General features: G+C 62.4%; 20 protein-coding genes and 1 pseudogene. 15 read left to right on the forward strand and 6 right to left on the reverse strand.

Features of this window, described 5'->3' with window-relative positions:
* Positions 1-169 precede the first annotated feature (169 nt).
* Positions 170-883, forward strand: a complete 714-nt coding sequence (locus tag DQ397_RS18850; RefSeq protein WP_070571122.1) for a membrane integrity-associated transporter subunit PqiC — start codon at positions 170-172, stop codon at positions 881-883.
* 171 nt (positions 884-1,054) lie between these two features.
* Here DQ397_RS18850 and DQ397_RS18855 read toward each other — a convergent pair.
* Positions 1,055-2,504: pseudogene (locus tag DQ397_RS18855) on the reverse strand (histidine kinase).
* Between the two features lie 136 nt (positions 2,505-2,640).
* On the opposite strand from DQ397_RS18855, the gene serB reads away from it, so the two are divergent.
* Positions 2,641-3,855: a phosphoserine phosphatase SerB gene (gene serB / locus DQ397_RS18860; protein ID WP_043212004.1), complete on the forward strand. Its 1,215-nt coding sequence runs from the start codon at positions 2,641-2,643 to the stop codon at positions 3,853-3,855.
* A gap of 71 nt (positions 3,856-3,926) precedes the next feature.
* On the opposite strand, the gene asd is transcribed toward serB, so the two are convergent.
* The 3 genes from asd to DQ397_RS18875 are packed head-to-tail and all read right to left on the reverse strand — an operon-like array spanning position 3,927 to position 7,199.
* On the reverse strand, positions 3,927-4,790 hold the full coding sequence (gene asd / locus DQ397_RS18865; protein ID WP_043212003.1) for an archaetidylserine decarboxylase: 864 nt from the start codon (positions 4,788-4,790) through the stop codon (positions 3,927-3,929).
* Between the two features lie 17 nt (positions 4,791-4,807).
* Complete coding sequence (locus tag DQ397_RS18870) at positions 4,808-5,617, reverse strand: rhodanese-like domain-containing protein (protein WP_043212000.1); 810 nt, start codon at positions 5,615-5,617, stop codon at positions 4,808-4,810.
* Positions 5,618-5,663: 46 nt separating this feature from the next.
* A complete protein-coding gene (locus tag DQ397_RS18875; protein ID WP_043211998.1) occupies positions 5,664-7,199 on the reverse strand; it encodes an HDOD domain-containing protein in 1,536 nt (511 codons plus the stop codon).
* Between the two features lie 130 nt (positions 7,200-7,329).
* Between DQ397_RS18875 and motA the strand changes: the two genes are divergently transcribed.
* On the forward strand, positions 7,330-8,181 hold the full coding sequence (gene motA / locus DQ397_RS18880; RefSeq protein WP_043211996.1) for a flagellar motor stator protein MotA: 852 nt from the start codon (positions 7,330-7,332) through the stop codon (positions 8,179-8,181).
* Between the two features lie 3 nt (positions 8,182-8,184).
* A complete protein-coding gene (gene motB / locus DQ397_RS18885; RefSeq protein ID WP_043211995.1) occupies positions 8,185-9,216 on the forward strand; it encodes a flagellar motor protein MotB in 1,032 nt (343 codons plus the stop codon).
* Between the two features lie 100 nt (positions 9,217-9,316).
* On the opposite strand, the gene rsgA is transcribed toward motB, so the two are convergent.
* Positions 9,317-10,348, reverse strand: a complete 1,032-nt coding sequence (gene rsgA, locus DQ397_RS18890) for a small ribosomal subunit biogenesis GTPase RsgA (protein ID WP_043211994.1) — start codon at positions 10,346-10,348, stop codon at positions 9,317-9,319.
* A gap of 553 nt (positions 10,349-10,901) precedes the next feature.
* Between rsgA and DQ397_RS18895 the strand changes: the two genes are divergently transcribed.
* The 4 genes from DQ397_RS18895 (at position 10,902) to DQ397_RS18910 (ending at position 14,287) form a co-directional block, all read left to right on the forward strand.
* The gene (locus DQ397_RS18895) at positions 10,902-11,753 is read left to right on the forward strand and encodes a glycosyltransferase family A protein (RefSeq protein WP_269475618.1); all 852 of its coding nucleotides are present in this window, start codon (positions 10,902-10,904) and stop codon (positions 11,751-11,753) included.
* 154 nt (positions 11,754-11,907) lie between these two features.
* Complete coding sequence (locus DQ397_RS18900) at positions 11,908-12,972, forward strand: O-antigen ligase (protein ID WP_232092064.1); 1,065 nt, start codon at positions 11,908-11,910, stop codon at positions 12,970-12,972.
* A 53-nt stretch (positions 12,973-13,025) separates the two neighbouring features.
* Positions 13,026-13,568 (forward strand): oligoribonuclease, encoded by a 543-nt coding sequence (orn, locus tag DQ397_RS18905; protein ID WP_043211989.1) that lies wholly within the window; start codon positions 13,026-13,028, stop codon positions 13,566-13,568.
* Positions 13,569-13,675: 107 nt separating this feature from the next.
* Entirely contained in the window at positions 13,676-14,287 is a 612-nt protein-coding gene (locus tag DQ397_RS18910; protein ID WP_043211988.1) for a trimeric intracellular cation channel family protein, read from the forward strand.
* A 32-nt stretch (positions 14,288-14,319) separates the two neighbouring features.
* On the opposite strand, the gene queG is transcribed toward DQ397_RS18910, so the two are convergent.
* Positions 14,320-15,384 (reverse strand): tRNA epoxyqueuosine(34) reductase QueG, encoded by a 1,065-nt coding sequence (gene queG / locus DQ397_RS18915; RefSeq protein ID WP_043211986.1) that lies wholly within the window; start codon positions 15,382-15,384, stop codon positions 14,320-14,322.
* 65 nt (positions 15,385-15,449) lie between these two features.
* On the opposite strand from queG, the gene DQ397_RS18920 reads away from it, so the two are divergent.
* From DQ397_RS18920 to hflX, 7 genes are all read left to right on the forward strand, one after another.
* Positions 15,450-16,310: an NAD(P)H-hydrate dehydratase gene (locus DQ397_RS18920; protein WP_043212015.1), complete on the forward strand. Its 861-nt coding sequence runs from the start codon at positions 15,450-15,452 to the stop codon at positions 16,308-16,310.
* Positions 16,298-16,771, forward strand: a complete 474-nt coding sequence (gene tsaE, locus DQ397_RS18925; RefSeq protein ID WP_043211984.1) for a tRNA (adenosine(37)-N6)-threonylcarbamoyltransferase complex ATPase subunit type 1 TsaE — start codon at positions 16,298-16,300, stop codon at positions 16,769-16,771. Before DQ397_RS18920 ends, tsaE begins: the two co-directional genes overlap by 13 nt.
* Positions 16,772-18,211, forward strand: a complete 1,440-nt coding sequence (locus tag DQ397_RS18930) for an N-acetylmuramoyl-L-alanine amidase (protein WP_178113802.1) — start codon at positions 16,772-16,774, stop codon at positions 18,209-18,211.
* Positions 18,208-20,103 carry a DNA mismatch repair endonuclease MutL gene (gene mutL / locus DQ397_RS18935; protein WP_043211982.1) on the forward strand — a complete coding sequence of 632 codons (1,896 nt, stop codon included), beginning with the start codon at positions 18,208-18,210 and terminating at the stop codon, positions 20,101-20,103. Before DQ397_RS18930 ends, mutL begins: the two co-directional genes overlap by 4 nt.
* A 1-nt stretch (position 20,104) precedes the next feature.
* Positions 20,105-21,076 (forward strand): tRNA (adenosine(37)-N6)-dimethylallyltransferase MiaA, encoded by a 972-nt coding sequence (miaA, locus tag DQ397_RS18940; protein ID WP_043211981.1) that lies wholly within the window; start codon positions 20,105-20,107, stop codon positions 21,074-21,076.
* A gap of 94 nt (positions 21,077-21,170) precedes the next feature.
* Positions 21,171-21,431: an RNA chaperone Hfq gene (gene hfq, locus DQ397_RS18945; RefSeq protein ID WP_003258160.1), complete on the forward strand. Its 261-nt coding sequence runs from the start codon at positions 21,171-21,173 to the stop codon at positions 21,429-21,431.
* 12 nt (positions 21,432-21,443) lie between these two features.
* Positions 21,444-22,745 carry a ribosome rescue GTPase HflX gene (gene hflX / locus DQ397_RS18950; RefSeq protein WP_043211980.1) on the forward strand — a complete coding sequence of 434 codons (1,302 nt, stop codon included), beginning with the start codon at positions 21,444-21,446 and terminating at the stop codon, positions 22,743-22,745.
* The last annotated feature ends 27 nt before the right edge of the window (positions 22,746-22,772 follow it).

Genomic DNA, 22,772 nt, shown 5'->3' on the forward strand with positions numbered 1-22,772 from the left:
TGTCTGTCTGAAGCGGCAATTACAGCGTCATTTCAGGCAGAAATGCTGGAGTCGGGCGGTTATTTCGCGGATGATAGTGCCCTTGCGGTACCGGCGTGGCCGTGTGCCCGTAAGAATCTACATGAGTATCACTGCGGTTTGCCCCTGGGCGACCGCTTGGATGGGATGAATGAAATTTCTGCGCCTTCCATTTGCGCTGTTGATGACAGGTCTGCTGGGACTGAGCGGATGCAGCATGCATCAGCCGGTAGCCTTGTATCAGCTGGACAGCGGTGATCCAGGCCAGCCCTCGCAGAGCGCCGGCATGGCGGTTGTGCTCGGCCCGGTATCGGTCGCCGATTACCTGCAACGTGAAACCTTCCTGCAGCGTCAGCCTGATGGCAGCCTGACCTCGGCGACCGACGGTCGTTGGGCCGGCAGTTTGTCCTCGGACATCGATCAGTTGCTGGTTCGCCAATTGGCCTGGCGTCTGGACAGCCAGCGCGTGGTCCTGGCCCCGGCGACCGCCGGTTTCAATCCTGACGTGCAAGTGTTGCTGTCGATTACCCGCCTGGATTCGGGCAAGAACCAGCCGGCGATTCTCGACGCCCAGTGGCGCCTGCTCGATCGTCGCGGCAAGGTACGGGATAACCGTATCGTTCACCTGGAGCAGCCACACGAGGGCTCCGAGGCGTCCCAGGTGCAGGCCCAGGGGCAATTGCTGCAGAAGCTGGCCGAGCAGCTCAGTGTTGCGGTCAAACCGCTGGCTAACCAGCCGGCAATTGCTGAAGAGACCCCGCCTCAACGCAAGTCCGCCCCGGTTCAAGTCAAGAAGGGGCCTGAGAAGCCAAAGATTCCGATGGCCTCGCCGATTCGGACCGACATGGAGGTCTACCGGTTCTAAACCGATAGACACAAAAAAAAGCCCGCAGCGATGCGGGCTTTTTTTTGCTTCGTGAAGTGCTGGTGATTCGAGCTGTTGGAACGGTTGCGAATTAGAAGGCCGGTGTACGGACCCTCGCAGGTTGAGCCAGCTCCTACGGTGCGCTGGCTCGGCCCCAATCGTTCCTGAAGCTCAGGCCCGGCGCTCGTGCATGCGCGCCAACTGGCGCTCGAGCATGGACGGATAGGGCTCCATCAGTCGCTCGACGCAGCAGGCGCCTTCTGGGCTGGCTATCGGGCGGATGCGGGCTCGTTGACGAATCAGTCCATCATCGCTGATCTTGCGCTCCACCAGCAGCAAGTTACGGCTGTGCTGCGAGAGCGCCAGGGCATCCTGAGCTTTTTCGGTCATCAGCAGGTCGACCTGCTCCAGACCCTGCAGGTCGTCTGCCAGGACCAAGCCCAGCTGCAGTTGCAGGGTGATGCCACTGTCGGCCACCTCGATCTGCAAGGCATGGCCCAGCGCCCGTAGCAGTTCGCCGCAGCAGATGGCATTGGTCAGGTAATCCTCGCCACAGTCGCGACTGTGGAACAGCAACAGGGTGCTGCCATCGTTGAGGGTGTAGGTCTCGCCGTCATACAGCGATGCGGCCTGCTCCAGGCAGTCGCGATAGCGCTCCAGCAACTCGGTCAGGCGTGTGCGGGGCAGGCGGCGCAGTTGCTCCTGGGAGCCCAGTTGCACGGCGAGCACGGCGCTGTACTGCGGCTCGTCGGACACAGCAGCGACAGGCTTGGCGTGGCTGTCCTCGGCGTCGATCAGACCGGCGAAGGCATCATCGTCCTCGTCGTCTTCAGTTGCGATCTTGGTTTTTGTCGTGGCCTTGGGGGTAACGACGACTTCGTCCAGGTCCTCGAAATCTTCTTCGATTTCCTCCGGTTCTGGCGGCGGGGGGGGGGGCCAGGCGGGTGTGCAACTGACGCGCCAGGTCGCCGATCTCGTCCTGACGGTCGGTTGCAGGCGTATATGGGTGCGGGTCGCGCAGCCACACGCGCAACTGCAAGAGCGGCGTGGTGATGTGACGGCCCAGGCGCAGGCTCAGGGCCAGTGCCAAGGCCAGCAGGATGCCGCCGAGGATACCCATGCTCTGCAGGCTGATGGTCATCGGCTGCTGGAACTGACTCATGTCCAGGCTGATGCGCAGTTGCCCGGCGGTCACGTCCTGGAAGGTGATCTTGGTCTGGTAAAGCCCTTCAGCCTCGCCCAGCAGTCCGTTCTTCGGCCGTTGGCCGGCTTCGGCCAGCATGCGGTTGTCCACGCTGTAGATGGCCGCATGGGCCACCAGCGGATTCTTCACCAGATTGCCCAGCAATACGTTTAGGCTGAGGATGTCATTCGACACCAGCAGCTCGGTCGCCGAGTTGGCGGTCTGGATGGTCAGGCTCTGGCCGAGGGCGTCGGCCTGCTCATGCATGGCCTGCCGGAACTGCAGACCCATGACGCAGGCATAGATCACCAGCGCCAGGGCCACCAGGAAAATATTGTGGCTGGCGATGCGCAGAGCCAGCGGAACGCGACGCTGGCGCAGGGCTCGGAAGATCATCAGGAAGAAGTTATCAGGTTTGACTGGCGTGGGCCGGTTCACAGAGCGCGGCTCTTTATGGCGAAAAAGGTGTTGCGCAGTATAGCGAGCCGTGTTTTGTCGGCAAAGTATCGGTAGTGCCCGATGGTCACGGAAAATCGGTAGAATGCGCATTTTTCATCGAAGTCGGAGCCCGGTCTTGCGCGAAATCGTCCTGATCAACATCACTGGTGAAGACCGTCCCGGTCTCACTGCGGCCATCACTGGCGTCCTGGTCCAGGGCGGTGTGAACATTCTCGACATCGGCCTGGCGGTGATGCATGGCACCCTGTCCTTCGGCATTCTGGTCGATATCCCGGACAACGAAGTGGCCACCAACTTGCTGCAGAGCGTTCAGGCCAAAGCTCATGCGCTGAACCTGCAGGCCCGCTACACGCCCATTTCCGAGGCCGACTACCAGCATTGGGCCGACAGCCAGGGCGAGGCACGCCATATCGTGACGTTGCTCAGCCGCAAAGTGACACCGGAGCAGTTGCAGCGGGTCAGTGCTGTGATCAGCCAGTACGGCCTGACCATCGAGCGCATCGAGCGCCTGTCCGCTCGGGTGTCGCTGGATGCCTCCTGCGAGAAGAGCAAGGCCAGCCTCGAGATTTCCGTACGCGGCGAGCCGAGTGATTCCCAGGCCCTGCGCGCGGACTTCTTCGCCCTGGCCGAGGAGCTGAGCGTCGACATCGCCTTCCAGAAAGATGACCTGTTCCGCCGCAACCGGCGCCTGGCCGTGTTCGACATGGACTCGACGCTGATCGAGGCTGAAGTGATCGACGAGCTGGCCAAGGCCGCCGGGGTGGGCGAGCAAGTGGCGGCGATCACCGAGCGCGCCATGCGCGGTGAGTTGGATTTCCGTGCCAGCTTCAAGGAGCGCATGGCCTTGCTCAAGGGCTTGGATGTTGGCGTGCTGGACCAGATCGGCGCTTCCCTGCGCCTGACGGAGGGGGCCGAGCACCTGTTCGCCGAGCTCAAGCGGCTGGGCTACAAGACAGCGATCTTGTCTGGTGGCTTCTCCTACTTCGCCAAGCAGGTGCAAGCGCGCCTGGGCATCGACTATGTCTTTGCCAACGAACTGGAAGTGGTCGACGGCAAGGTCACCGGCGTCGCTGTTGAGCCGATCGTCGATGCGCAGCGCAAGGCCGATCTGCTGCAGCAACTGGCGAGCGAAGAAGGCCTGCAGTTGGAACAGACCATTGCCGTGGGTGATGGCGCCAACGACCTGCCGATGCTGTCGCTGGCCGGCCTGGGTGTGGCTTTCCGTGCCAAGCCGCTGGTGCGCCAGTCGGCCAAGCAGGCAATCTCCACCCTGGGGCTCGATGGCGTGCTGTACCTGCTGGGCCTACGGGATCGCGACGCGCGTAGCTGAGGTTGGCGCCTAATGACGTAGCACCATGAAAAAGGCCCCGCCTGTGCGGGGCCTTTTTTCGTGGCGATGACTCAGGCTTGGGCAGGCTGTGCGAGCAACTCGCCCATGCGTACCGCGGAGCCTGCACCCAGGCTTTGCGCCCACTTCACCTGCTCTGGGCCAAAAAGCACGATTGCGGTCGAACCCAGCTTGAAACGGCCCAGTTCGGCGCCTTTCTCCAAGTGGATAGGGGCACGGCTGCCTTCGTCGTAGCGGAAGGTCTTGAGTTCACGCTTGGGTGGCGTGACCAGGCCTGCCCAGACCGTCTCGATCGAGGCCACGATCATTGCGCCGACCAGCACTACAGCCATCGGGCCACGCTCCGTATCGAACAGGCAGACTACACGCTCGTTGCGGGCGAACAGCTCGGGTACGTTCTCGGCAGTGGTCTGGTTGACCGAGAACAGCCGGCCTGGCACGTAGACCATTTCTCGCAGGGTGCCGGCCAGTGGCATGTGCACGCGATGGTAGTCCTTAGGCGACAGGTAGATAGTGGCGAACTCCCCCCCCATGAAGGGCGCGGCCAGGGCGGGATCGCCGCCAAGCAGTTCCAGGGCACTGAAACTGTGCCCTTTGGCCTGGAAGATACGGCCATGCTCGATCGGGCCGAGCTGGCTGACGGCACCATCGGCCGGGCACAGGATGGCGCCTGGGGTTTCGTCCAGCGGGCGGGCGCCTGGCTTCAGGGCGCGGGTGAAGAAGGCGTTGAAATGTTCGTAGGCGGTCAGGTCTTCGACCAATGCCTCGGACATGTTCACCTGGTAGCGCTTGGCGAACCAGGCGGTGAAGGCGTTCTTGAACCAGCGGGCGCGGCATTCGGCGACGCAGCCGGCCAGCCGCGAGAGCAGGTGATGCGGCAGCAGGTACTGGCTGATGATGAACAAACGGGATTTCATTGGGTTTCCTTGGAATTTCAAACTTCTACAGGCGTGTCCGGATGGTTGCCCCATTCGCCCCAGGAGCCGGCGTAGGCCTTCACTCGTGGATAGCCGAGGGCTTTGGCCACCAGATAGGTGAAGCCGGAACGATGGTGGGTCTGGCAGTGAGTGATCACTTCCTTGTCCGGGGTGATGCCGAGTTGTTGCAGGATGTCGGCCATGTCCGAGCGGATGCGCAGGTGGTCGTTCAGGTCCATGCCTGCGGTCCACTCGAAGTTGACCGCGCCGGGAATGTGCCCGCCTTTGGCGGCCAGGACTTTCTCGCCTTTGTACTCGCCGGGGCTGCGGGCGTCCCAGATGGCCAGGTCCGCCGCGCCCAGTCGGCTTTGCAGGTATTCGCGGGTGGCGGTGGGCTCTGCATGCAGTTGCAGGCTGACCGGGCTGCCGCCGCTTGGCGGGATTTCAACGCTGAGCTTGTCAGCGGGCCAGGCCTGGATGCCGCCATTGAGGTAGTGGTAACGCGTGTGCCCGATGACATCGAGCAGCCAGATGAAGCGCCCGGCCCAGCCGCCCCCTTCATCGTCGTACACCACATAGACCGCATCGTCCCGGTGCTCGAGTTCACCGAACAGCTTCTCCAGGTCAGCCCGCGCCGGCAGCAATCCAGGTGCCGGTGGTTGTCCCAGCTGGGTGCGCTTGGGATCGACGAACCGGGCGCCAGGGATGTGCCCGCTGCCATAGCGATTGACGCTGGTCAGGTCGACGAGGATCAGCTGTGGCGAATCCAGGCGCGCGAGCAGGTCGGCCGGTTCGATCACCAGGGGCAAGCCGGAAAAGTCAGTCATCCACGATCTCCAGGGTGGAATAGAGGAGGCGATTGTAGCCTAAGGCTCAAGCGTTGCGGTTGGTAAAGGCCGACAGGGCACGCTCGGTGCATTGGGCTGTCTTGCCGAAAGCTTGCACGCTGACATCGGCCATGGGCCTGCCGCCTTGGTCGGCGATCATCAGCATCGTCACCTGGCCGTTGACTGCCAGCGAGCGCAGCAACAAATGCTCGCTGGACAGCAGTGCTCGCAAAGGAGTTGGCAGCAAGGCCGAGTACTGGGCGTGGTTCTCCGGCGTCAGGCGCAGTTGCGCTGCCTGGCCCATCAGCCGTTGCAACAATTTGCTCTGGTTCAGTGGCAGCACCAGCGAGGCTGCCTCCGGGGGCAGACCTGCGGTCTGCTGAACACGCAGGCATTCATTGGGTCTGTCGAGCGCCAGCAGCATGACCCGCTGCATACCGCAGGCCAGGAGGGCTTCGCGCGCCTGGGTGCTAAGGTGCAGGATGGTGGTGAAGGGGCTGGGTTGGACCAGCAACTCGCCACAGATTTTGCGCCAGTGTTCCAGATCCTTACTGGTGGGTGGCTCAGGTGCGAGCATGTCCGGATGCGGTCGCCGCTGGTGCCAGGGCCAGAGCAGCGCTTCGGCGGGATGGAACAGGGCGTGCCGGGCGTGGTGCCGGGCACTGGCTGCCGCTTGCTGGTGAACCTGTTGCTGGACATCGTCGAGCGAGGTTTGTAGGTACAAGGCCGTCAGCAACTGCCAGCGCAGTAGGTGAGGGTTGTCCCAGCCCACCTGCGCCGCCAGAGCCAGTCCGTTGGCCAGCAGCACGGTGTTGGCCGGTTGGTTGAACCAGCGGCGCAGCCCGGGCTCTTCATCCAGACGCTGTTGCTGGGAGAAGGCATCCTGCTCGCGCGCGATGGTCAGGATCTGGGCTAATTGTTCGCGCTCATCGAGCAGCAGGCGATAACCCTGGGTCACCCAGCCGGGCAAGCGCCATTGCTCGGCCATGGCCTGGCACAGGGTCACGATGCGCACGCCGAACAGTGCCTGCTCGACTTCGGCAGCCTCCTCGCCCTTGTGGATGACTCGCAGTTCCCAGGCATCGAGCAATTTAGGGTAGGCCAAAGCCAGGGGCCACAGTGGTGACAGGAACAACAGGCTGCCCCAATGGATCTCTTGCCACAACCGGGCCAGGCGGCTGGCGAACAGGCCACTGGCCTGCTGGGCAGCGTGCTGGCTGATCAGCAGGAACTGACGCAGTACCGGCGGAATATCTTCGCCAGGGACGGCAGGCAGACGTGCCAGCAGGCTCGCGGTGCGGGCCAGACCTAGGCGATTGAGGGCGACTTCCAGGCTTTCGGCGGGTTCGGCCTGGCTGGCGTTGGCCGGATGGTTCGCCTCGCGCATCACCGAAAGCACCAGCGCTGGGCTGTCCTGCATGAGTTCGGCGATGTCGCGCAAAGAGCGCCGGCTATCGTTGATGGCGGCCAGTACCCGGTCATGACTCTCCTTGGGTACTGGCAGGCGGATGCCATCGAGCAGTTTTACCCAGGCATCGAGCGTGGGTGGAATCTGGCTTGGTACCTTAGCGTCCATTGGCATTTTGACATCAGTCCGAACTGGCTTTTCGCATTTTGTGCCTATAGTCTGGCGCAGTTCTGTCGATAAGTAGAAGAAGAGTTTTAAAGCTCCCGCCCCTGACCCTGACCACCACAGCAAGTGCTTTGAACCTATGGCTAAAATTATCGGCATCATCGTCGTATTCGCGAGCGTGCTCGGCGGCTACGTGCTATCCCACGGCAAGATCGCGGCGCTGATCCAGCCGTTCGAAGTGCTGATCATCGGCGGTGCGGCCTTCGGTGCGTTCCTTCAGGCCAACCCTGGTCACATGACCATGCATGTGATCAAGAAGTCGCTGAAGATGTTCGGCACCCGTTTCACTCACACCTTCTACCTGGAGGTGCTGGGCCTGGTCTATGAGATCCTCAACAAGAGCCGCCGCGAGGGCATGATGGCCATCGAGGGTGATATCGAAGACCCAGCCGCCAGCCCCATCTTCGCCAAATACCCGGCCGTTCTGGGCGACGAGCGCATGACCGCGTTCATCTGCGACTACCTGCGCATCATGTCCACCGGCAACATGGCGCCCCACGAGCTCGAAGGCCTGTTCGACATGGAGCTGTTGAACATGAAAGAAGAGCTCGAGCACCCTTCCCATGCGGTGACAGGCATCGCCGATGGCATGCCCGGCTTCGGTATCGTGGCCGCGGTTCTCGGGATTGTCGTGACCATGGCATCGCTGGGCGATGGCGACCAGAAGTCCATCGGTCTGCACGTGGGCGCCGCGCTCGTGGGTACGTTCTTCGGTATTCTCGCGGCCTACGGCTTCTTTGGTCCGTTGGCCAACGCCCTGCGTCATGACGCGAAGGAAGAGCTGAACGTCTACGAGGCAATCAAGGCATCGCTGGTGGCCTCTGCCTCTGGCATGCCGCCGTCGCTGGCCGTGGAGTTCGGGCGCAAGGTGCTTTATCCGGCGCACCGTCCAAGCTTCGCCGAGCTGGAACAAGCGGTTCGCGGTCGCTAAATCATGGAGAACAATCAGCCCATCATCGTCAAGCGCGTCAAGCGCTTTGGCGACGGTCACCACGGCGGTGCCTGGAAGATCGCCTTTGCCGACTTCGCCACCGCGATGATGGCGTTTTTTCTGGTGCTCTGGCTGCTGTCCACGGCCACGCCTGAACAGAAGCTCGCCATCGCTGGCTATTTCAAGGACCCGATAGGCTTCTCCGAGAGCGGCACCCCCTACGTCATCGACTTGGGTGGTTCGCCACAATTGGCGCCGGAGAAAACCATCAATCCGGAAGAAAAATCCGAGCCGACACCTGACACCAGCATCCAGTTGGACAAAGACAAGGTCGAGACCTTGGCCGAGCAGGTCGAGCAGGAGCGCTTGCAATTGCTGTTGCAGGAACTGCAGAACAAGGTCGAGGAAAACCCGCAACTGCAGAAGTTCAAGGACCAGATTCTGTTCGAGATCACCCAGGACGGCCTGCGCATTCAGATCATGGATGCCGAGAACCGGCCGATGTTCGACCTGGGCAGTGCACGCCTGCAGCCATACTTCGAGGACATCCTGTTGGCCATGGCCGACACCATCAAGGCAGTGCCGAACAAGATCAGCATCAGTGGTCATACCGATGCCAAGCCATACGCCGGCACTGGCGAGTTCGGCAACTGGGAACTGTCGGCCAACCGCGCCAACGCCGCGCGCCGTGCGCTGGTCGCCGGAGGGTATCCGGATGAGCAGGTGGCACGGGTGGTGGGTTATGCCTCGTCGTCGCTGTTCGATCGCAAGGACCCGTTCAACCCGGTCAACCGACGCATCGACATCATTGTCCTGACCAAGAAGGCCCAGCGTACCATCGAAGGCGAGCAGGGCACGCCACAGGCCCCGCCGGCGACAGAACAGGTTCCGGCCAATGGTGCGCCGGGGGCGGCTACCCCGGCCGCGCCGGGCCCGGGCGATACGGCTCAGGCGCCGATGCAGCCGCGTGAGCTTCGCCAGAAGCTGAACATCTTCGAAGATGGCGTGTTGAAAATGGACAATACCCAGGAATGAGACCTGGGCTGGGCCAGTCCACATAAGGCCGCGCCTGCAATCGCTGCAGGCGCGGCCTTGTTTTGTCTGGGAACTGTTCGGCAGGCCCGCGCTGGATGACTCAGTAGGTGTCCTGCGGCAGGCTGGCGATGATCGAGCGGTAGCTGTTCATCCGCTGTGGCTTGATGCGCCCGTCATCCAGAGCCTGGAGCAAGGCGCAGCCGGGTTCACGGTCGTGTTTGCAGTCGCGGAAGCGGCAGTGGCCGAGCAGTTCGCGGAACTCGATGAAGCCGGCCTCGACATCGTCGCGGCTGACATGGCCCAGGCCGAATTCGCGGATGCCGGGTGAGTCGATCAGATCACCACCGTTGGGGAAATGGTACAGGCGGGCTGTGGTGGTAGTGTGCGTGCCTTGGCCGGACCATTCGGACAGATCGCCCACACGAGTCCTGACCTCCGGCAACAGGCTGTTGACCAGCGATGACTTGCCGACCCCGGACTGGCCAACGAACACGCTGATGTGCTTGTCCAGCGTCTGCTGCAAACGCTGCATGCCCTCGCCCTGATGAGCCGAAACCTCAAGAAGGGGATAACCCAGGTCGCGGTAAACCGCCAGGAGGGCCTCGATGGTCGGGCCGTTCTGCTCATCGATCAGGTCGGCCTTGTTCAGCAGCAGAAGAGGGCGGATGCCTGCGTGTTCGGCGGCGACCAGGTAGCGGTCGATCAGGTTGGCCTGGGGTTCGGGTGCGGGAGCGAAGACGATCACGATCAGGTCGACATTCGCCGCGACCGGCTTGAGCTGGCCGTGATTGTTCGGCCGGCACAGCTCGGCGGTGCGGGGCATCTGCGCGACGATCACACCATTGCCCTGGTTGCCCGCTCGCCATACCACCCGATCGCCAGTGACCAGTGCCGGTAAATTGGCTCGCAAATGACAGCGAAACACCTGGCCCTTGGACTCGCCATCCTGCGCCTCGACCTCCACCTGCACGCCGAAGTGAGCGATCACCAGCCCCAACTGCTCAGGGCCTAGATCACCCCCTTCCAGCTTCTGCAGGGCGTGTTGCTCACGTTTGGCGGCGCGAGCGGCGCGCTCGCCTTGGATTTTTTCGATGCGCCAGTTTTGGCGACGGTTGAGCTGGCGTTTGGCCATGGAGGTTCCGTGTCGGCGGGGCAGAAGGAAAAACGGCTGGCAGTTTAGCACGCCGGAAGCCCTCGCCTTATTCGGTTACGGTTTCGCGGCCAAATGCACGGCGAAAGCTGCTATTTCTATAGAAATAACTACATATATAGAGAGGGTGAAAAAATCGGGGAAACACCCATCCGACGTTAAGCTTCCGGTGGGTATGGAGTTTCCCTAGGCATCTATGTGCCATTGTGCGACGATGCCGCCCTGCACTAGGAGCTGGCACCTTGCCGCTGTGCAGATTCGATACGCAGGATTTCCAAATGATGGCCTGCCACGCAATGACCAAGGAGCGGGGGAAGGCCGCGATATTGTGCCTGATGGACATGCTGATTAGAGTTTTCTACGGTGATTACCCAGCGTTTCTCTACGTGCCCAGGAGCATGGGTGATCGCATTCCTTCGCAGCGTTTCCTGAGTACGGCGGCTGGCCTGGGATCGGAGGTATTGCATTGGAGGTCGGGCGTTTGAGCATTCGTCCATCATCGGGACCTGATGCAGAAGGTGGCGCGGACGCGCCCTTGGTCTCCGTGCTCGTGCCTTGCTACAACCGCGAGCTGTACATCGAGGAAGCACTGCTGAGCATCCTTGAACAGGATTACCCGAATTTCGAGCTGATCGTCGTCGACGACGGCTCGCAAGATGGCAGTGCCCAGCGGATCGAAGCCTTGCGCGAGCGTTATGGTTTCCAGTTTTATCGCCAGCAGAATCAGGGTGTGAGCGCGGCACTCAACACAGCGCTCAAGTATGCACGCGGTCAGTACATTGCGACCCCGGACTCCGACGATGTCATGTTGCCAGGCCGTCTGGCGCTGCAGGTCGCCTACCTTGAGCAACATCCCGAAGTCGGATGCGTCGGCGCCGGGGTTGTGTATGTGGATGCCAATGGCCGGCGCTTGAAAGCCGAGAAGTGCAAGCCGATACGCGCTTTCAGTTTTTCCGAGTTGCTGGCCACTGCCCGTGCGGTTGGGGCTCCGGTGGCCATGTACCGACGCGAGGCTATGGATCGTGTCGGTGGTTACGACCCGCAGATTCGTATCCAAGACTTCCAGATGACCCTGAAGATCGCCTATCTGGGTTACCGCGTGGATATTCTGCCTGACCTGGTGACGCTGTATCGCAAGCATCCGGGTAACATGTCGACGACGGCCTACAAGCGCCAGCTTGACTATGACCTGATGGCAATCGCCCCTTATCAAGATCATCCCGGCTACCTGCCGGGATTGACCTGCGTGATGAACAAAGCCCTCAAGCACTCGGTGGTTTCGCAAAAGGGCTATGCGCTCGGGTTGTTGATGAAAATTCCGCCGTGGCGCTGGAATCGCGTGACCTGGCGACGCATTCGCCAGCTGGTGTTCAAGTTCCGTGAGTAATCAGATGTTGTCTACAAAGCAAAATTTGCTGCACGCCTGGAATAGCTGGCGGGCGCCCGTACGTGTGGGTGAGGGACGAGCGGCCCGGGTCGCGGAAACGATGCTTGGGATTGGTGTGTTTTGGAGCATTGGGGGCGTGTTCCTGACGCCGACTATGAAGCTCTATCACACGCTTCTGGTGTTGTTCGTCTACCTGCCCGCCTTGTGGTTGGTCATCAGTCGTCCGGCGAGCCTCAAGCAACTGTTGCACGAACGAATCGAGGCGCGCTTGTTCCTGGTATTGCTGGTCTGGGCCGGGCTTTCATTGTTCTGGAATGGTGAGCCGGGTGAACACCTGTCCCGCCTCAAGCGCTTGTTACTGTTCTGCCTGCTGGTCTGCGGGTGGGTGCTGTGGGCACGGATGAGCGAGCAGCGCTTGCGTGGCACCATGATGGTGTTGGGCGCGCTCAATAGCCTGTACAGCGTCGCGGCCTTGCTGTGGTTGAAGCCGGTGTTCGGGCGTATGAGCGGGTTTGGCGGTTTTCTCGACAATCCCAATGCGGCGGCCTATGCCACTGGCTTTGTAATGCTGTTGGCGTTGCCATTGCTTCCGGCTATGCGGTCCTGGCGTATAGGGTGGCTGCTGCTTCAGATCCCTCCACTGATCTATATCGGGCTGTGTGCGAGCCGAGGGACGTTGTTGGGGTTGATGGTGGTGGCGCTGTTCTACCTGGTATTTTTGGCCGGGCGCCGAGGGCGGTGGATCGCGCTCTTGGTCTTGGCTGCTGGCGCGATGCTGGCCTGGCTCGAGCCGACCTTGCTGGCGCGTGGGGATTCGGGGCGCTTTGAATTGCTGCAAAGTGCCTGGCCGATCCTGAAGGAGCATTTCTGGATCGGCCTGGGCTATGGGGCAGGCTATGAACTCCATCTTTGGGGCCGTCCGACCGACATGGACGTTCACAACTTCCTGATGCATACGGCGATGCAATATGGCGTTCCGGCATTGCTGGTGTGGTGCTGGCTATGGGTGGCGCTGGGCCTTCAGGCCTGGCGGGCCCGTCATACCCAGCTGGGCCTTTCGGTGCTGCTACTTTGGGTTTTCGCCAGCGTGGCCATGCAGTTCGATGTCTTCAGTTTGTGGGAGCGTACCCGTGCGATGTGGTTGATGCCATGGGTTGTGGTACTGCTGGGGTTAAGCCTGAAGGTGCCGACTAATTCAACCGCTGCTGAGCAGAATTAACCGCCCCGGGGCTCGCGTGGGCTAAAATGACGGCCTATTCGAGGAGCCCCTTCATGCAAAACGCACAGAACCTGATCTGGATCGATCTGGAAATGACCGGTCTGGATCCGGACAACGACGTCATCATCGAGATGGCGACCATCGTCACCGACAGTGAGCTCAACACCCTGGCCGAAGGGCCGGTCATCGCGATCCACCACAGCGATGAAGTGCTGGCACGTATGGACGACTGGAACACCCGGACCCACGGTGCTTCCGGCCTGACCCAACGTGTGCGCGAGAGCCGCATCGACATGGCTGAGGCCGAAGCGCAGACCTTGGCCTTCCTCGAACAATGGGTGCCCAAGGGCAAGTCGCCGATCTGCGGCAACAGCATCTGTCAGGACCGCCGCTTCCTTTATCGCCACATGCCTAAGCTCGAAGGGTTCTTCCACTACCGCAACCTGGACGTCTCCACGCTCAAGGAGTTGGCAGCCCGCTGGGCCCCGCAGGTGCGCGACAGCTTCAAGAAGGGGGGGACCCACCTGGCGTTGGACGACATTCGTGAGTCGATCGCTGAGTTGCGGCACTACCGCGAACACTTCATCAAAGACTAAGTTTCGAGCCTCGAGCCAAGCATCAGCGCCACAGCGGCTGAGTGATCAGCCAGCCGTGGCGTTTTGTTTGTGGGTTTGGCGTTTGCCGCTTTTTTTGGACATGCACCATGTTGTTGATGCTCTACCTTGTCGCCATTACCGCCGAAGCCATGACCGGCGCGCTTTCCGCGGGGCGCCGCGGCATGGATTGGTTTGGCGTGGTGCTGATCGCCTGCGTCACCGCGCTGGGCGGCGGTTCGGTGCGGGATGTACTGCTTGGGCACTACCCGCTGACTTGGGTGAAGCATCCCGAGTACCTCGTGCTGACCAGCTTTGCAGCTTTGCTGACCATCTTCATAGCGCCGCTGATGCGCCATCTGCGCTCGCTGTTTCTCGTGCTCGATGCGCTGGGGTTGGTGGCCTTCACCTTGATCGGTTGCATGACCGCCCTGGAGATGGGGCAGGGCATGCTGGTGGCTTCGATCAGTGGCGTGATCACCGGTGTGTTCGGTGGCATCCTGCGGGACATCTTCTGCAACGATATCCCGCTGGTATTCCGCCGGGAGCTGTATGCCAGCGTCTCCTTTGCCGCCGCCTGGTTCTACCTGGGTTGCGTGCACTTCAAAGTGCCAGCCGAGCAGGCCATGCTGCTGACCTTGTTCGGTGGGTTCCTGGTGCGCTTGCTGGCAATCCGCTTCCATTGGGAAATGCCCAAGTTCCACTACAACGACCAGCAATGATTGCCTCTCTGCAGGCCTGAGGGGCTGGGTCGCTACTGATCTTCGTGCTGTGCCAGCGCCCACTCCACATGCTCGCGCACCAGTGCCGAGGGGTGCTCGCGCCGGGCACGCAAAGCTTCGAGTACAGGGATGGTAGTCGGGGCATTCCCCAGCCCCACCGCCAGGTTGCGCAACCAACGTTCGTAGCCTGCACGGCGCAGGGGAGAGCCCTCGGTGTTGTTCAGGAAGGTCGCTTCATCCCAGAGGAACAGTGCGGCCAGCTCGGCGTTGTCCAGGCCGTGACGGGGCTTGAAGTCGTTTTCCTGGGTCGGGCGGGCGAAGCGGTTCCAAGGGCAGACGATCTGGCAATCGTCGCAACCGAACACCCGATTGCCAATCAGCGGGCGTAACTCGACCGGAATTGCGTGCTTGAGTTCGATGGTCAGGTAGGAAATGCAGCGACGGGCGTCGAGCACATACGGCCCGACGAAGGCGGCGGTCGGGCAGATGTCCAGACAGGCCTGGCAGCGTCCGCAATGTTCGCTGGTCTGGGCCTGATCCACCGGCAGTGGCAGGTCGACGAACAACTCAGCAAGGAAGAAGTAGCTGCCGGCCTTGCGATTGAGCAGCAAGGTATTCTTGCCGATCCAGCCCAGGCCGGCCTGTTCGGCGATGGCTTTTTCCAATACTGGGGCGCTGTCGACGAAGGCGCGAAAACCAAAGGGGCCGATGGCCTGCTGGATACGCTCGGCCAGGTGCTGCACGCGTTTGCGCACCAGCTTGTGGTAGTCGCGACCCAGGGCATAGCGGGAAATGTAGGCTTTCTCAGGCTGAGCGAGCATCTGGGCCATGCGTGTATCGCCGGGTAGGTAGTCCATGCGCAGTGACACCACACGCACAGTGCCGGGTACCAGTTCGTCGGGGTGCGAGCGTTTGCTGCCATGGGCGGCCATGTAGTCCATCTCGCCCTGGTAACCGGCTTCCAGCCAGCGCTGCAGGTGATGTTCGTGCTCGCCAAGCGCCACGTCGGCGATACCGACGTGTGCGAAACCGAGTTCGCGGCCCCAATCCTTGATCGATTGGGCCAGCGTATTGAGGTCAGGAAGGCAAGCGGACATGGATGGACAAGGCAATACAGGCAGAGGTGCGTATAATTCTGCCAGACATCGGAGCCTTTGACCCCATGCCTCAGACCAAACACCCCGGTAATGCCCCCCAGCTGCTGAGCAGCCTGACCACTGCGCACCTGCCAGCGCGGCGCGCCGACGCCCACAAAGGCGACTTCGGTAACGTCCTGGTGGTCGGGGGCGATCTGGGCACCGGCGGAGCGGTGATGCTCAGTGCCGAGGCGGCCCTGCGCTGCGGTGCTGGCCTCGTGAGCGTGGCCACACGCCCAGAGCACGTCAGTGCAGGGCTTGCGCGTCTGCCCGAAACCATGTGGCTCGGCGTGAGTTCGGCCAACCAGTTGATGGGCGTGCTCGAGCGCGCCTCGGTGTTGGTAGTCGGCCCTGGCCTGGGCCAGGCCGCCTGGGGGCGCAGCCTGTTGTCGGCGGCGGCCAACGCGCCTGTGCCGCAGGTGTGGGATGCCGATGCGCTGAATCAGCTGGCGCACAGGCCCTTGGCCCTGCACAGCGGCAGCATCCTCACCCCGCATCCTGGGGAGGCAGCGCGCATGCTGGGTATTTCCACTGAGGCGGTTCAGGCCGACCGCCCGGGAGCTGCCCGCAAGCTTGCGCGCAAGCATGCCAGTGTCTGCGTGCTCAAGGGCGCCGGTACCTTGGTGGCAGGCCCGGATGGGCAGTTGGCGCTGTGCGAGCGTGGCCATCCGGCCATGGCGGGCGCGGGCCTGGGCGATGTGCTGACCGGTGTGCTGGCCGCCTTGCTGGCCCAAGGCATGGACGCGTGGTCGGCCGCTTGCCTGGGCGTGTGGTTGCACGCCTGTGCAGGGGAGCGCTTGGGTGTGAAGGGAAGAGGCTTGGCGGCCAGTGATCTGGTTCCGGTCATTCGTGAGTTGTTGGAGGAGCATTCAGCGTGTCTGGCATAACCCTGTTTCTGGCCGACGAACCGGCCACCGTCGCATTTGGTGCACGCTTGGCCGAAGTGACCGGCGGTCATGGCGTGATCTTTCTCGAAGGCGATCTGGGCGCGGGCAAGACCACGCTTTCGCGCGGGCTGATCCGCGGCCTGGGCCATACCGGGGCAGTCAAAAGTCCGACCTTCACCGTGGTCGAGCCTTACGAAATTGGCGATGTGCGCGCCTTCCATTTCGACCTGTACCGTCTGGTCGATCCGGAGGAGCTGGAGTTCATGGGGATCCGTGACTATTTCGAAGGGGACCCGCTGTGCCTGTTCGAATGGCCACAAAAGGGTGCGGGCGTTTTGCCAAAGCCCGACCTGACCATTACCATAAGCCCGCAAGCGAGTGGACGCTCGCTTCTCCTTTCACCGCAGGGGGCTCGCGGTGAGGCCTGGTGCGCCGCCCTGGCCACAGAATTCAAACAGTAAATGGGGTTAGGTATGCGCATACGCGCACTGGTCGCCGTCGTTGGGCTGCTGCTGACAGCGGTGACCGTTGACGCTCTGGCCGTCACACAAGTCAAGAGCATGCGTCTGTGGCGCGCACCGGACAATACGCGGCTGGTCTTCGACCTGTCCGGCCCTGTGCAGCACAGCGTCTTCACCCTGACCGCGCCGGACCGCCTGGTCATCGACATCAACGGCGCCACCCTGGGCGGTTCGCTGAATGTCGCCACCTCCAATACGCCGATCAACAGTGTGCGCTCCGCCCAGCGCACGCCCACTGACCTGCGCGTGGTGGTCGATCTGAAAAAGGCCGTGACGCCCAAGAGCTTCACCCTGGCGCCCAACGCGCAGTATGGCAACCGTCTGGTGGTCGATCTGTACGATCAGGAAGCCGATGCCGTTGCCGCCAGTACTCCGACCCCGCCGCCTGCGCAAACACCTGCTACTGCCCCGGCCGTGCCGGTGTCGCCTGCCCAGCCGGCTATCAAATTGCCGCCGGTGCCCAGTGGCAAGCGCGACATCGTCGTCGCCATCGACGCCGGCCATGGTGGCGAGGACCCAGGCGCATCGGGCTCGCGTGGGCAGCATGAAAAAGACATCGTCCTGCAGATTGCCCGCGAGCTGCAGCGCCAGATCAACACCGAGCGTGGCTATCGCGCCGAACTGACCCGAACGGGCGATTACTTCATCCCGTTGCGCAAGCGCACCGAGATCGCGCGCAAGAAGGGCGCCGACCTGTTCATTTCCATCCATGCCGACGCCGCGCCGTCCAAGGCCGCTTTCGGCGCATCGGTGTTCGCGTTGTCCGACCGGGGCGCAACCTCAGAGACCGCGCGCTGGCTGGCCGACACGGAAAACCGCTCCGACCTGATCGGGGGCGCCGGCAATGTCAGCCTCGATGACAAGGACCGCATGCTTGCAGGTGTACTGCTGGATCTGTCCATGACCGCCACGCTCAGCTCCAGCCTCGATGTGGGGCAGAAGGTGTTGGGCAACATGGGGCGCATCACCCCGTTGCACAAACGCCGCGTGGAGCAGGCTGGGTTCATGGTGCTGAAATCCCCGGATATTCCGTCGATCCTGGTGGAAACCGGGTTCATCTCCAATGCCAACGAAGCCGCCAAGCTGGCGACCAAGAGCCACCAGCAGGCTTTGGCCCGCTCGATCCACACTGGTGTGCGTCAGTATTTCCAGCAAAGCCCCCCTCCCGGGACTTACATCGCATGGCTGCGCGATAGCGGCAAGATTGCCCAGGGACCGCGCGAGCATACTGTGCGGCCCGGCGAAACCCTGGCCATGATCGCCGTGCGTTATCAGGTCAGCGTGGCCAGCCTGCGGACCACCAACAGCCTCAAGAGCGATGAGCTGAAGGTCGGCCAGCACCTCGACATCCCTGGCACTACCCTGGCTGCCCAGCAATGAGTGGTGGTTCGCGCATCCAGTTGCTCAGCCCTCGGCTGGCCAACCAGATCGCCGCAGGCGAGGTGGTCGAGCGCCCGGCTTCGGTCGCCAAGGAGCTGCTTGAGAACAGCCTGGACTCCGGTGCCCGGCGTATCGATGTGGAAGTCGAGCAGGGCGGCGTGAAGCTGCTGCGCGTGCGGGATGACGGTGGCGGCATCGCGCCTGACGATCTGCCGCTGGCCTTGGCGCGCCATGCCACCAGCAAGATTCGCGAACTCGAAGACCTCGAAGGCGTGCTCAGCCTGGGCTTTCGCGGCGAGGCCCTGGCGTCGATCAGTTCGGTGGCGCGCCTGACGCTCACCTCGCGCACCGCCGGCGCTGGTGAAGCCTGGCAGGTGGAGACCGAGGGGCGCGACATGACGCCGCGTGTACAGCCCGCCGCGCACCCTGTCGGCACCTCGGTCGAGGTGCGTGACCTGTTCTTCAATACCCCGGCCCGGCGCAAGTTCCTCAAGTCGGAGAAGACCGAGTTCGATCACTTGCAGGAAGTCGTCCGGCGTCTGGCCTTGGCTCGCTTCGATGTCGGCTTCCACTTGCGACATAACGGCAAGAGCATCCTCAGTCTGCACGAGGCGCCCGATGAGCTGACCCGGGCGCGGCGGGTCGGCACGATCTGCGGCCCGGGCTTCCTCGAGCAGGCGCTGCCTATCGATGTCGAGCGCAGTGGCCTGCGTTTGTGGGGCTGGGTTGGCCTGCCGACGTTTTCGCGCAGTCAGGCTGATCTACAGTACTTCTTCGTCAACGGTCGCGCCGTGCGTGACAAGTTGGTGGCCCATGCGGTGCGGCAGGCCTACCGCGACGTGCTGTTCAATGGCCGGCACCCGACCTTCGTGCTGTTCCTCGAACTCGAGCCGAACGGGGTTGACGTCAACGTGCACCCCACCAAGCATGAAGTGCGTTTTCGCGAAGGGCGCATGGTCCACGATTTTCTGTATGGCACTCTGCACCGTGCCCTGGCGGACGTGCGCCCGGAAGACCAGCTCGCCGCACCGGCAGCGGCTACCGAGATCGTCCGTCCCAGTGGTCTGCAGGCCGGTGAGTTCGGGCCCCAGGGCGAGATGCGCCTGGCCTCGCCGGTGCTGGAGCAGCCTCAAGCCGAGCCGCGCCAGTCGTTCGCCGGTGGTGGCTCGGGTTATCAGTACCAGTACACCCCACGCCCCTCGCAGCCTGTGCCGGTTGCTGAAGCGCAGGCTGTCTATCGTGAATTCTTCGCCCCGCTGGAGGGCGGCGCCTCTGTCCCGGCGGCGTTGCCGCAAAGCCAGGGCGATGTGCCGCCATTGGGCTTTGCCCTGGCCCAGCTCAAAGGCATCTACATCCTGGCTGAGAACGCCGTTGGCCTGGTGCTGGTAGACATGCATGCCGCCCATGAACGCATCATGTACGAGCGCCTCAAGGTGGCCATGGCCAGCGAGGGGTTGAGTGGCCAGCCGCTGCTGGTGCCCGAGTCGCTGGCCCTCAGCCAGCGCGAGGCCGACTGCGCCGAGGAGCATGCCCAATGGTTCCAGCGCCTGGGCTTCGAACTGCAGCGCCTGGGCCCAGAAACCCTGGCGATCCGGCAGATTCCTGCCTTGCTCAAGCAGGCCGAGGCCAACCGGCTGGTCCAGGACGTGCTCGCGGATCTCATGGAGTACGGCACCAGTGATCGTATCCAGGCGCACCTCAACGAGCTGCTCGGTACCATGGCCTGCCACGGCGCGGTGCGTGCCAACCGCCGCCTGGCCATCCCCGAGATGAACGCGCTGCTGCGTGACATGGAGAACACCGAGCGCAGTGGCCAGTGCAACCACGGTCGGCCGACCTGGACCCAGCTAGGGCTGGATGACCTGGACAAACTTTTCCTGCGCGGTCGATGACATGAGCGGCAAGCCCCCAGCGATATTCCTCATGGGCCCGACGGCGGCCGGCAAGACCGACCTTGCCATCGAGCTGACCAAGGTGCTGCCCTGTGAGCTGATCAGTGTCGATTCGGCGCTGGTCTATCGCGGCATGGATATTGGCACCGCCAAGCCTTCCAAGGACGTGCTGGCTGCACACCCCCATCGGCTGATCGACATTCTCGACCCGGCCGAGAGCTACTCGGCGGCGCAATTTTGTACCGACGCGCTGGAAGCGATGGCCGAGATCACCGCGCGGGGCAAGATCCCTTTGCTGGTGGGCGGCACCATGCTTTATTACAAGGCGCTGGTCGATGGTTTGGCGGATATGCCCGCCGCAGACGCTGCCGTGCGTGCCGAGCTTGAGGCCCAGGCGCGGGACCTGGGCTTGGCCGAGCTGCACCGGCAATTGGCCGAAGTGGATCCGGAATCGGCGGCGCGCATCCATCCCAACGACCCGCAGCGACTGATTCGCGCCTTGGAAGTCTATCGCGTGAGCGGCGAAAGCATGACCGCGCACCGGCAACGTCAATACGCGGAAAGTCGCGGCTCAGACGCAGGCGCGGGCGGTCATTTGCCCTATACTGTCGCCAGTTTGGCGATCGCTCCTACAGATCGTCACATTTTGCATCAGCGAATTGCGCTACGATTTTCGCAAATGCTGGAACAGGGGTTCGTCGACGAGGTCCGAGCACTGCGTGCCAGAAGTGACTTGCACGCAGGGCTGCCGTCTATACGGGCAGTGGGGTATCGGCAGGTCTGGGACTACCTGGACGGCAAGCTGACAGCCGAAGAAATGCGTGAACGCGGTATCATTGCCACTCGCCAATTGGCCAAGCGGCAATTCACCTGGTTACGTGGTTGGTCCGGCGTGGAGTGGCTCGACAGCCTGGCCTGCGACAATCTGTCCCGCACCTTGAAATACCTGGGGGCCATCTCCATATTGAGCTGAGTCCCTGCAATTGCCGTCTATTCTTGCGATTAGAATGGCTTGAATGACCGATTTTATTGTTTTTTTACTATTGATCCTTACAGGAGTGCGGCATATGTCAAAAGGGCATTCGCTACAAGACCCTTACTTGAACACCTTGAGAAAAGAAAAGGTCCCGGTTTCCATTTACCTGGTAAACGGGATCAAGCTGCAGGGCTCGATCGAATCCTTCGACCAGTTCGTGGTACTGCTGAAGAACACCGTCAGCCAGATGGTCTACAAGCACGCCATTTCGACCGTGGTTCCTGCCCGTCCGGTTCGCCTGCCAAGCCCGTCCGATTCCGAACACGGCGACAGCGAGCCAGGCAACGCCTGATAGGAGCCTGCATTGTTCTTTGAGCGCCACGGTGGTGGTGAGCGAGCGTTGCTCGTTCACTTGGAAGGTCAGAACCCTGAGGCGCGCGAAGACCCGCAGGAGTTTCAGGAGCTGGCGCTGTCGGCCGGAGCGGAGATCGTTTCGCTGGCCACGGTGGCCCGGCACCAGCCTACAGCCAAGTACCTGATTGGCAGTGGCAAGGTCGAGGAACTGCGCGATCTGGTCCACGCCGAACAGGTCGATCTGGTGATATTCAATCACACCCTCACGCCCAGCCAGGAGCGCAACCTCGAGCGCGTCTTCGAGTGTCGTGTGCTCGACCGTACCGGGCTGATCCTTGACATTTTCGCCCAGCGGGCGCGCACCCATGAGGGCAAGCTGCAGGTCGAACTGGCTCAGCTCGAGCATATGAGCACGCGCTTGGTACGCGGTTGGACCCACTTGGAGCGGCAGAAGGGCGGTATCGGCCTGCGCGGCCCGGGTGAGACCCAGCTGGAAACCGACCGCCGCCTGTTGCGGGTCCGCCTGCGGCAGATCAAGGCGCGTCTGGAAAAGGTGCGCAGTCAGCGCGAACAGGCAAGGCGCGGCCGCAAACGTGCGGATATCCCATCCGTTTCGCTGGTGGGCTACACCAACGCCGGCAAGTCCACGCTGTTCAACGCCTTGACCACCTCCGACGTCTACGCCGCCGATCAGTTGTTCGCGACCCTCGATCCGACCTTGCGCCGACTCGAACTCGCCGACCTAGGCCCGATCGTGCTGGCCGACACCGTGGGATTCATCCGCCACCTGCCGCACAAGCTTGTCGAGGCATTTCGGGCTACGCTCGAAGAATCGAGCAACTCCGACCTGTTGCTGCACGTCATCGATGCTCATGAGCCCGAGCGTATGGAGCAGATCGAGCAGGTACTGGCGGTGCTGGGCGAGATCGGAGCCGAAGGCTTGCCGATCCTCGAGGTCTATAACAAACTCGACCTGCTCGAAGATGTCGAGCCGCAGATCCAGCGAGATGCCGACGGCAAACCGCAGCGGGTCTGGGTATCGGCACGTGATGGACGTGGCCTGGAACTGGTTGGCCAGGCGATTGCCGAGTTGCTGGGGGATGATCTGTATGTCGGAACCCTGCGTCTGGAACAGCGACTTGCCCGCTTGCGCGCGCAATTCTTCGCTCTGGGCGCGGTGCAAGGCGAAGAGCACGATGAAGAAGGTCGCAGCCTGCTGAGCGTGCGATTGCCCCGGGTGGAGCTCAATCGCCTGGTCAGTCGCGAGGGCATGGAGCCTGAACTTTTCATCGAGCAACACACTTTGCAATAAATGCCCGTCGAGGTCGCCGGGCGACCG

It is taken from the genome of Pseudomonas sp. CK-NBRI-02, from assembly GCF_008124495.1.
Taxonomy (GTDB): Bacteria; Pseudomonadota; Gammaproteobacteria; order Pseudomonadales; family Pseudomonadaceae; genus Aquipseudomonas; species Aquipseudomonas guariconensis.